Consider the following 9,262-nt stretch of genomic DNA (forward strand, 5'->3'; position numbering starts at 1 on the left):
ACCACAACCAACACATGAGCACGGAAGAATCACAGGACGACTCGCCGGAGGAGGAGGAAGACCTCCAGTACTTCGTCCGGATCGGGGGCGCTGACCTCGACGGGACGAAGACGGTCGAGCGAAGCCTGTCCGAACTCGACGGCATCGGCACGCGCACGGCGCGGCTGGTCGCCGAGAAGGCCGACGTGGACCGAAACGCCACGTTCGGGCTCCTCGACGAGGAAGATCTCGACGCGGTGGTCGACATCGCCGAGAACCTCGAAGACCACGTCCCGTCGTGGATGACGAACAGACAGAACGACTTCTTCACCGGAGAGACGACCCACCTCGTCGGCACCGACGTCAGCGAGAAGCGTCGTCACGACATCAACCGGATGAAGATCATCGAATCGTACAAGGGCGTTCGCCACAAGCGCGGCCAGAAGGTACGCGGCCAGCGCACGAAGTCCACGGGTCGCTCGGAGGGGACCATCGGGGTCAACGTCGAGGAGATCCGCGAGGAGATGGCCGAAGACGAAGCGGGTGACGAGGAATGAGCACCGGCAAGAACACGAAAGGCTACGAGACGCCGAATCACCCGTACCAGGGCGAGCGCATCGCCGAGGAGTCCGATCTCCTCTCGCGGTACGGTCTGAAGAACAAAGAGGAGTTCTGGCGCGCCCAGTCCGAGCTGCGCAGCATGCGACGCGAGGCGCGTCGCCTGCTCGGCGAGGCACAGGGCGACGTCGACGCCGCCCAGGAGGCCGGCGCGGAGTTCGTCGCACGACTCCGCCGCATCGGCATCCTCGGCGACAACGACGACATCTCTGCGGTCCTCTCGCTGGACGTGACCGACCTGCTCGAGCGCCGTCTCCAGACGGTCGCCTACCGACAGGGGTTCGCGTCCTCGACCCAGCAGGCCCGCCAGTTCATCGTTCACGGCCACATCACCGTCAACGGCGCCCGCGTCACGCGTCCGTCGGTGAAGGTCGACGTGGACGACGAAGGCGCCATCGCCTTCGACGAGAACAGCCCGCTCGCGGATGATCTCCACCCCGAGCGCGCGGAGTCACAGGAGTAACCAACCATGAGTGAATCCGAGGACGGAAAGTGGGGAATCGCCCACGTGTACGCGTCGTTCAACAACACGCTCATCACGGTCACCGACGAGACGGGCGCCGAGACGATCGCCAAGTCGTCGGGCGGCACCGTGGTGAAGCAGAACCGCGACGAGGCGTCGCCGTACGCCGCCATGCAGATGGCGGAGGTCGTCGCCGAGCGCGTCAAGGATGCCGGCCTGGAGGGCGTGCACGTTCGCGTGCGCGGCCCCGGCGGCAACCTCAACAAGTCCACCGGTCCCGGTGCGCAGGCGACGATCCGCGCGCTCTCGCGTGCGGGCGTCGAGATCGGCCGGATCGAGGACGTCACGCCCATCCCGCACGACGGGACGAAGGCGCCCAAGAACAAGCGAGTCTGACATGACGGAAGACGAATTCGACGTCCAGTACGTCGAACGGGACGAACGCAGCGCGCGGGTGCTGATCCGCGGGCTCACGCCGGCGTTCGCCAACGGCATCCGCCGCGCGATGATCGCCGACGTCCCGACGTTCTCGATCGACACCGTTCGGTTCGTCGAGAACTCCTCCGTCATGTTCGACGAGATGATCGGGCTTCGGCTGGGGCTCGTTCCCCTGACGACGCCGCTCGACGACTTCGAAATCGGCGACGAGGTCACCCTCGCGCTCGACGTCGAAGGACCGGCGACGGCGTACTCCGGCGACATCGAGTGCGCGGACCCGCTCGTCGAGGTCGCCGACGACAACATCCCGATCATCGAGCTGAAGGAAGGACAGCGGTTGGAGTTCGAGGCCGACGCGGTGCTCGACACCGGCAAGGAGCACGCCAAACATCAGGGCGGCGTCTCCGTCGGCTACCGCCACCTTCAGCGCGTCTCCGTCGAGGGCGACCTCGGCGAGTTCGACGACGACGAGCCCCGGATCCTCCGCGGCGTCATCGAGACGCCGGAGGGCGAGATCGAGCTCACCGACGAGTTCGACAACGACCTCTCGGAGCGGTTCCCCGGGAAGGAGGTCAGCGTCGAGGATGTCCCCGGCGCGTTCGTGTTCCACATCGAGACGGACGGCTCGTTCGACGTCGAGGAACTGCTGCTCCGCGCGATCGACTCCATCGAGGAGCGCGCGGACGAACTACAGACGAAAGTCGCAGTCTAACGTAATGACGGACCTTCAGACCACACGCTCGGCGCTCGCCCCTGCACGGAGCCGCGGCGCCGCGCTCCGGTCCGACGCCGCGTCGGATCGCTTTGCGCCCGAGTCGGATCGCCCCGACGACGGGACCGAAAGTGGTTTGAAGGGAGCCGGATTACGCAGGAGTGCACGCAGGGATAGCCAAGTCAGGCCAACGGCGCAGCGTTCAGGGCGCTGTCCTGTAGAGGTCCGCAGGTTCAAATCCTGCTCCCTGCACTCCGTTTTCACTAACTCTCCACTTCAGGAGGGACAGCTATGAGTAGCAAGACGAATCCGAAACTACAGAACCTCATCGCCGATCTGAAGTCGGTCTCGCGCGACTCCAACGCCAACGTGTGGCAGGATGTCGCCGACCGACTGGAGAAGCCACGGCGCACGCACGCTGAGGTCAACCTGGGCCGTATCGAACGATACGCGCAGGAAGACGAGACGGTCGTCGTCCCCGGCAAGGTGCTGGGCAGCGGTGTGCTCGAAAAGAACGTCACCGTCGCCGCCGTCGACTTCTCGGGAACCGCCCGCACGAAGATCGACCAGGCCGGCGAAGCGGTGTCGCTCGAACAGTTCATCGAACAGAATCCCGAAGGGAGCAACGTACGGGTGATCCGATGAGTCTCGCAAAGATCGACGCGGACGTCGTCGTCGACGCACGGGACTGCATCCTCGGTCGCGTCTCCTCGAAGGTCGCACAGCGCGTCCTCGACGGCGAGACGGTCGCCGTCGTCAACGCCGAGCACGCGGTCATCACCGGCAACGAGGAGGCGACGATGGAGACCTACCACAAGCGCGCGGAGCTCGGGTCCGACAGCGGGCCGTACTACCCCAAGCGCCCCGACCGGATCTTCAAGCGCGCCATCCGCGGCATGCTGCCGTACAAGACGGAGGACGGCCGCGAGGCGTTCTCGAACGTGCGCGTGTACGTCGGGAACCCCTACGAGCGCGACGAGGACGCCGAGAGCGTCGTCCTCGACGACACCTCGCTCGACCGCCTCTCGAACATCAAATTCACGACGCTCGGGGAGATCTCCGAGTCACTGGGAGCCAACGTCACATGGTAACTAACACCTCAGGCAAGAAGAAGACGGCCGTCGCCCGCGCCACCGTGCGCGACGGCGAGGGCCGCGTTCGAATCAACTCCCAGCCAGTCGAGCTGGTCGAACCGGAGCAGGCGCGGCTCAAGATGCTGGAGCCGTTCCGCATCGCGGGCGAGGAGCTCCGCGCCGACGTCGACATCGAAGTCAACGTCGAGGGCGGCGGCTTCAGCGGCCAGGCCGACGCGACGCGGACCGCCATCGCGCGCGGTCTCGTCCAGCACCTCAGCGACGCCGAGCTGCGCGACGCGTACATGAACTTCGACCGCACGCTGCTGGTCAACGACGTGCGCCAGTCCGAACCCAAGAAGTGGGGCGGACCCGGTGCGCGCGCTCGCTACCAGAAGTCCTACCGCTGAGGTGATCCAGTCATGATGATCCCCGTCCGGTGTTTCACGTGCGGCAACGTCGTGGGTGAACACTGGGAGGAGTTTAAGGAGCGCGCCCGGGAGGGCGACGAGGACCCCGGCGAGGTCCTCGACGACCTCGGCGTCGACCGGCACTGCTGTCGCCGCATGCTGGTCAGCCACCGCGACCTCGTCGACGTCGTCTCGCCGTACCAGTAAACCATGTCAGGACAGCGATACAATCGATACGAGAAAGCACGAATCCTCGGCGCGCGAGCGCTGCAGGTGTCCTACGGGGCACCCGTGCTGATCGAGACGGACCAGACGGAGCCCATCCTCGTCGCCGCCGAGGAGTACGATGCGGGTGCGCTCCCCTTCACAGTCCGGAGGGAGTCCAACTGATGACTCGAATCACCGGCATCTCGCTGCGCCGCGTGCTCGACTCGCGCGGAAACGCCACCGTCGAGGCCGACGTGCTCACCGAGTCCGGCGGCTTCGGCCGCGGGGCGGCGCCCAGCGGGGCGTCCACCGGCGAGTACGAGGCGATCGAACTCCCGGCAAACGAGTCCATCGCGGCGGCCCGCGAGCACGCGGTTCCCCGTCTCGAAGGCGTCTACGCCGGCGACCAGCGCGCCGTCGACAACGCGCTGCGCGCGGCCGACGGCACCGACGACTTCTCCGCGATCGGCGCCAACAGCGCGGTCGCGATCTCGATGGCGGCCGCGAAGGCCGCCGCCGACGTGCTCGGTGCGCCGCTGTACCAGCACCTCGGGGGCGCGTTCCGCGGCGAGAACTTCCCGATCCCGCTCGGCAACGTCGTCGGCGGCGGGGAGCACGCCAAGGAGGCGACCCACATTCAGGAGTTCCTCGCGGCGCCCGTCGGCGCGCCCAGCGTCTCGGAGGCCGTCTTCGCGAACGCCGCGGTCCACGCGGCGGTCGCGGACGTGCTCGACGAGCGCGGCGTGCCGGCCGCCAAGGGCGACGAGGGCGCGTGGGCGCCCCCGATCTCGGACGCCGACGCGTTCGAAGTCGTCGAGGAGGCGGTCGACCGCGTCGAGGAGGAAGTGGGCTTCGAGATCCGCTTCGGCCTCGACATGGCGGCCGCAGAGCTGTACGACGACGACGAGGGCGCGTACGTGTACGGCGACGAGACCAAATCGACCGGCGAGCAGATCGATTACGTCGCCGACCTCGTCGACGAGTACGACCTCGCGTACGTCGAGGACCCCCTCGACGAGAACGATTACGAGGCGTTCGCGGAGCTGACCGACCGAGTCGGCGACCGCACGCTGATCTGCGGCGACGACCTGTTCGTCACCAACGTCGAGCGGCTCCAAGACGGGATCGACACGGGCGCGGCCAACAGCATCCTGATCAAGCCGAACCAGATCGGGACGCTGTCGGACGCGTTCGACGCGGTCGAACTCGCCTCCCGCAACGGTTACGAGACGGTCATCTCCCACCGTTCGGGCGAGACCGAGGACACCACCATCGCACACCTCGCCGTGGCGACCGATGCCGGGTTCATCAAGACCGGCACGGTCGGCGGCGAGCGCACCGCCAAGCTGAACGAACTGGTCCGCATCGCGGACGACGCGGTATGACGGGCCCACACCACGCATGACGGAAGACAACGACGCGGTCGAACTCGACGACGACGCGGAGACCGAGGCGGTCGACGCGGCGGTCGAGGAGGAGGCCGACACGACCGAGGAACCGACCGCTGACGCGGCTGCCGAGGAGGCACCCGCCGACGCCGAGAGCGCTGCCGCCGACGCGGCCGCGGAGGACGCAACCGCCGAGGCCGACGACGCCGCGGACGAGGAGGACGCCTCCCCGTTCGACGACGACGTCATGCCCGACGACGACGTCGACCTGCTGATCCCCGTCGAGGACTATCTCTCCGCCGGTGTCCACATCGGGACCCAGCAGAAGACGAAGGATATGGAGCGGTTCATCCACCGCGTTCGCGACGACGGCCTGTACGTGCTCGACGTGAGCACGACGGACCAGCGGATCCGCACCGCCGCGGACTTCCTCGCGAACTACGACCCCGAGCAGATCCTCGTCACGTCGTCGCGCCAGTACGGTCGGTTCCCGGCCGAGAAGTTCGCGGACGCCATCGGCGCCCGCGCACGCACGGGACGCTTCATCCCCGGCACGCTGACGAACCCCGACTACGCCGGCTACATCGAGCCGGACGTCGTCGTGGTCACTGACCCGATCGGCGACGCGCAGGCCGTCAAGGAGGCCATCACCGTCGGCATCCCGGTCATCGCGATGTGCGACTCCAACAACCAGCTGTCGAACGTCGACCTCGTCATCCCGACGAACAACAAGGGTCGACGCGCGCTGTCGGTCGTCTACTGGCTCCTCGCCAACGAGACGCTCGACCGCCGCGGCGCCGACACCGTGTTCGCCCTCGACGACTTCGAGGACGAGCTGTAAGTCGGTCTTCGACGTCGAGTTCGACTTTTCTGCCAGTCCCCGGCCGTCGTAGCTGCTGCCGTCTCCGTCGCGACTGCGGCAGCGACGGCCCGACGGGACGATTCACGAGCGCCGCCGAAAGCGCGAACGGGCTCGTGCCCGGGTCCTCAGAGGATATCCGGGGTGTACGGATACGAGTAGACCTGTCCGTTGTTGGCTCGTAGGGTGGCTATCAGGACCAACACGAGGTCGAGCAGTCCGATGAGCGGGAGGAGCAGAAAGCCGACGAGCACGACCGTCAGTAGCCCCGAGACGACCATCGCGATGAAGATGATCAGCTGGAAGTTGAGCGAGTTTTTCGCGTTTCGCTCGACGAGGTCGTCGTCGTCGTCCGCGAGTATCAGGAACAGCAGCGGCCCCAGGAAGGAGGCGACGAGCGCCGACGCGTGTGAGAGCGCCGCGAGAGTCGTATCTCCCTCTACGGTTTCCGTGGTTGCCTCTGGTTGCGTGGACATGTTGACGTATCTCTCAGAGTCACCTGATAAGTATTGGGTGCTCAACCTGTCCGCATACGGACAACTAGCCCCCGTTGATGGCCGCTCACGAGGCGGGACGCCGGTCGCAGAAACGCCGTCACTCGTCCGCGTTCGATGACCCCTCCCCGTCCGGCACGTCGTGGGTCCACCGTGACTCTATCTCCCGGTTCGCCAAGACGACGCGGTCGCCGGCGTCCGTGTCGATCCGGGTCTTCCGAAGCTCAATCGCGGCGACCGTCCCCGTCACCCCCTTCGCTTCGACGCGGTAGCCCGGGTTGAAGTCGGGGTCCCGGAGGAGGTAGACGCCCGCCACCGTGTCCTCGATCATCTCGGAGAGCGCGTACGAGACGCCCAGCGCGATGAAGCCGACGGCGGTACCCAGACTCGCCGCGATGTCGCCCATCCCGACGACCTTCAGAAACGTCAGCGCGACGCCGAACCACAGGAAGATCGCCGCGAGCGTGACGATGAGATCACCCACCAGCTCGCGGTCGCCGATGTAGATTCGGCCGATCGACGACCGGACGAGCGCGAGGAGGATCCGCACCGTCACGTACGCCAGCGCGAGGAAGACGAGCCCCGAGAGCAGCCGCGGTATCGCGACCGCCAGCCCCTCGACGAAGTTCGTGAGCGACCGCGCGAGCAGCGACGGTATCCGGGTCATGGCCCACGCGACGGCGGCCGTCGGTGAAAAGGTGGCGGGGTGGGGGAGTTCACGTCCGCACCGGAGCGCCATCCGCGACGGCCCCGCAAGCGCAACGCCTGTAAGCCCGCGGAGAGAGGGAGTTCGTATGACCGTCTGTGAAGCGCCGGGGAAGGTGTACCTCTTCGGCGAACACGCCGTCGTCTACGGCGAGCCCGCTGTGCCGGCGGCGATCGAGCGGCGCGCCACGGTGACCGCCGAGCCCCGGTCCGACGACCACGTCCGCGTCGAGGCCGAGGACCTCTCGCTCGACGGGTTCACCGTGGAGTACTCCGGCGGGAACGGCGACCGCCCCGACGTGGACGTGCCGACCCCGCTGGTCGAGGCCGCGATGGGGTACGTCGACGCCGCGGTCGAACAGGCGCGCGACGCGGCCGACGCCCCCGACGCCGGCTTCGACATCACCGTCGAGAGCGACATCCCGCTCGGCGCCGGGCTCGGGTCGTCGGCCGCCGTCGTGGTCGCCGGGATCGACGCCGCGACCCGCGCGCTCGGCGAGCCGCTCGACCGCCGAGAGCTGGCCGACCGGGCGTACCGCGCCGAGTACGAGGTACAGGAGGGGCAGGCCTCGCGCGCCGACACGTTCTGCTCGACGATGGGCGGGGCGGTCCGCGTCGAGGGCGACGACTGCGAGCCGATCGAGGCGCCGAACCTCCCGTTCGTCGTCGGCTTCGACGGCGGCGCCGGCGACACCGGCGAGCTCGTCGCCGGCGTGGGCGCGCTCCGCGATGAGTACCGCTTCGCCGCGGACACCGTCGAATCGATCGGCGACCTCGTCCGGACCGGCGAGGAACTGCTCGCCGACGCCGTCTCGGAGGGGGACCCGTCGCCCGAGCTGCTCGCGGAGCTGGGCGAGCTGATGGACTTCAACCACGGGCTGCTCGCCGCGCTCGGGGTCTCCGCGCGCTCGCTCGACGCGATGGTGTGGGCCGCCCGCGACGCCGGGGCCCACGGCGCGAAGCTCACCGGCGCGGGCGGCGGCGGCTGCATCGTCGCGCTCGACCCGAGCGACGCGACGGAGACGGCGCTCTCGTTCACGCAGGGGTGCGAGGAGGCGTTCCGCGCCGAGCTGGCGCCCGAGGGCGTCCGGGTGGTGGAGCCGTGAGCGCGGACCGAGGGCCGTCGGGAACGGGGGGCGGGGAGGCGCCCCCCGTCGTGCTCAAGCTCGGCGGGAGCCTGATCACGGAGAAAGACCGTCCGGAGACGATCGACGACGAGGCGCTCGCCGCGGCCTGCGACGCGGTCGCCGGCGCGCTCGCCGACGGGGCGGTCGAGCGCCTCGTCGTCGTCCACGGCGGCGGGAGCTTCGGCCACCACCACGCCAGCGAACACGGCGTCTCGACGACGGCCGGGACCGACGACGCGGGCGCGGTGACGGACATCCACGGCGCGATGACGGAGCTCAACGACGCCGTCCTCGACCGGTTGCACGAGCGAGACGTGCCCGCGGTGCCGGTCCGTCCGCTCTCGCTTTCGGCCCGCCCAGCGGGACCCGACGGCGACCTCGACCTGCCGCTCTCCTCGACGGCGACGCTGCTCGGCGAGGGGTTCGTTCCGGTGCTCCACGGCGACGCCGTCGCGACCGCGGGCGCGGGCGTCACCGTCGTCTCCGGGGACGAGCTGGTCGTCGATCTCGCCGCCGGGCTCGGCGCGCGCCGGGTCGGCGTCTGTTCGACGGTGCCGGGCGTCCTCGACGGCGACGGCGACGTGATCGCGTCGATCGGCTCGTTCGAGGCGGCGGCCGACGCGCTGGGCGCGAGCGACGCGACCGACGTGTCCGGCGGGATGGCCGCGAAGGTGCGGGAGCTGCTGGCGCTCGACGCGCCGGCACACGTGTTCGGCGCGGCAGGGCTGGCGGGGTTCCTGCGCGGCGAGGACGCCGGAACCCGGATCGACTGATCGGGTGACAGAACCC

At 68.6% G+C, this 9,262-nt stretch carries 15 protein-coding genes and 1 tRNA gene; 14 read left to right on the forward strand and 2 right to left on the reverse strand.

Annotated features, from left to right (window positions below; translation table 11 throughout):
- Positions 1 to 14 precede the first annotated feature (14 nt).
- The 12 genes from ACT4MF_RS03020 to rpsB all read left to right on the forward strand — a co-directional run bounded on the left by ACT4MF_RS03020 (position 15) and on the right by rpsB (position 6,129).
- Positions 15 to 536, forward strand: coding sequence for a 30S ribosomal protein S13 (locus tag ACT4MF_RS03020; protein ID WP_099255452.1), 522 nt, complete (start codon positions 15 to 17; stop codon positions 534 to 536).
- Positions 533 to 1,060 carry a 30S ribosomal protein S4 gene (locus tag ACT4MF_RS03025; protein ID WP_099255453.1) on the forward strand — a complete coding sequence of 176 codons (528 nt, stop codon included), beginning with the start codon at positions 533 to 535 and terminating at the stop codon, positions 1,058 to 1,060. Before ACT4MF_RS03020 ends, ACT4MF_RS03025 begins: the two co-directional genes overlap by 4 nt.
- 6 nt (positions 1,061 to 1,066) lie before the next feature.
- Positions 1,067 to 1,456, forward strand: a complete 390-nt coding sequence (locus ACT4MF_RS03030; protein WP_004046448.1) for a 30S ribosomal protein S11 — start codon at positions 1,067 to 1,069, stop codon at positions 1,454 to 1,456.
- Position 1,457: 1 nt separating this feature from the next.
- On the forward strand, positions 1,458 to 2,210 hold the full coding sequence (locus tag ACT4MF_RS03035) for a DNA-directed RNA polymerase subunit D (RefSeq protein WP_099255454.1): 753 nt from the start codon (positions 1,458 to 1,460) through the stop codon (positions 2,208 to 2,210).
- A 167-nt stretch (positions 2,211 to 2,377) separates the two neighbouring features.
- Positions 2,378 to 2,462 (forward strand) — tRNA-Leu (locus tag ACT4MF_RS03040).
- A gap of 39 nt (positions 2,463 to 2,501) precedes the next feature.
- Positions 2,502 to 2,855 (forward strand): 50S ribosomal protein L18e, encoded by a 354-nt coding sequence (locus ACT4MF_RS03045; RefSeq protein WP_099255455.1) that lies wholly within the window; start codon positions 2,502 to 2,504, stop codon positions 2,853 to 2,855.
- On the forward strand, positions 2,852 to 3,301 hold the full coding sequence (locus ACT4MF_RS03050; RefSeq protein WP_444681701.1) for a 50S ribosomal protein L13: 450 nt from the start codon (positions 2,852 to 2,854) through the stop codon (positions 3,299 to 3,301). Before ACT4MF_RS03045 ends, ACT4MF_RS03050 begins: the two co-directional genes overlap by 4 nt.
- Positions 3,295 to 3,693 (forward strand): 30S ribosomal protein S9, encoded by a 399-nt coding sequence (locus ACT4MF_RS03055; protein ID WP_015910536.1) that lies wholly within the window; start codon positions 3,295 to 3,297, stop codon positions 3,691 to 3,693. Before ACT4MF_RS03050 ends, ACT4MF_RS03055 begins: the two co-directional genes overlap by 7 nt.
- A gap of 12 nt (positions 3,694 to 3,705) precedes the next feature.
- Positions 3,706 to 3,900 carry a DNA-directed RNA polymerase subunit N gene (locus ACT4MF_RS03060; protein ID WP_006628058.1) on the forward strand — a complete coding sequence of 65 codons (195 nt, stop codon included), beginning with the start codon at positions 3,706 to 3,708 and terminating at the stop codon, positions 3,898 to 3,900.
- A gap of 3 nt (positions 3,901 to 3,903) precedes the next feature.
- Positions 3,904 to 4,083 (forward strand): DNA-directed RNA polymerase subunit K, encoded by a 180-nt coding sequence (locus ACT4MF_RS03065; RefSeq protein ID WP_008008427.1) that lies wholly within the window; start codon positions 3,904 to 3,906, stop codon positions 4,081 to 4,083.
- A complete protein-coding gene (gene eno / locus ACT4MF_RS03070) occupies positions 4,083 to 5,285 on the forward strand; it encodes a phosphopyruvate hydratase (protein ID WP_444681702.1) in 1,203 nt (400 codons plus the stop codon). The genes ACT4MF_RS03065 and eno overlap by 1 nt, the downstream gene beginning before the upstream one ends.
- Before the next feature lie 16 nt (positions 5,286 to 5,301).
- Positions 5,302 to 6,129, forward strand: coding sequence for a 30S ribosomal protein S2 (rpsB, locus tag ACT4MF_RS03075; RefSeq protein ID WP_099255458.1), 828 nt, complete (start codon positions 5,302 to 5,304; stop codon positions 6,127 to 6,129).
- A gap of 146 nt (positions 6,130 to 6,275) precedes the next feature.
- Here the strand turns inward: rpsB and ACT4MF_RS03080 are convergent, their stop codons facing one another.
- Together ACT4MF_RS03080 and ACT4MF_RS03085 are read right to left on the reverse strand one after the other, a co-directional pair.
- The gene (locus tag ACT4MF_RS03080; protein WP_099255459.1) at positions 6,276 to 6,623 is read right to left on the reverse strand and encodes a DUF4870 domain-containing protein; all 348 of its coding nucleotides are present in this window, start codon (positions 6,621 to 6,623) and stop codon (positions 6,276 to 6,278) included.
- Positions 6,624 to 6,741: 118 nt separating this feature from the next.
- Complete coding sequence (locus ACT4MF_RS03085) at positions 6,742 to 7,308, reverse strand: mechanosensitive ion channel domain-containing protein (RefSeq protein ID WP_444681703.1); 567 nt, start codon at positions 7,306 to 7,308, stop codon at positions 6,742 to 6,744.
- A gap of 127 nt (positions 7,309 to 7,435) precedes the next feature.
- On the opposite strand from ACT4MF_RS03085, the gene mvk reads away from it, so the two are divergent.
- Positions 7,436 to 8,452 carry a mevalonate kinase gene (mvk, locus tag ACT4MF_RS03090; RefSeq protein ID WP_444681704.1) on the forward strand — a complete coding sequence of 339 codons (1,017 nt, stop codon included), beginning with the start codon at positions 7,436 to 7,438 and terminating at the stop codon, positions 8,450 to 8,452.
- Positions 8,449 to 9,246 (forward strand): isopentenyl phosphate kinase, encoded by a 798-nt coding sequence (locus tag ACT4MF_RS03095; protein ID WP_444681705.1) that lies wholly within the window; start codon positions 8,449 to 8,451, stop codon positions 9,244 to 9,246. Before mvk ends, ACT4MF_RS03095 begins: the two co-directional genes overlap by 4 nt.
- The last annotated feature ends 16 nt before the right edge of the window (positions 9,247 to 9,262 follow it).

This window comes from Halorubrum sp. FL23 (assembly GCF_052439115.2).
Taxonomy (GTDB): Archaea; Halobacteriota; Halobacteria; order Halobacteriales; family Haloferacaceae; genus Halorubrum; species Halorubrum persicum.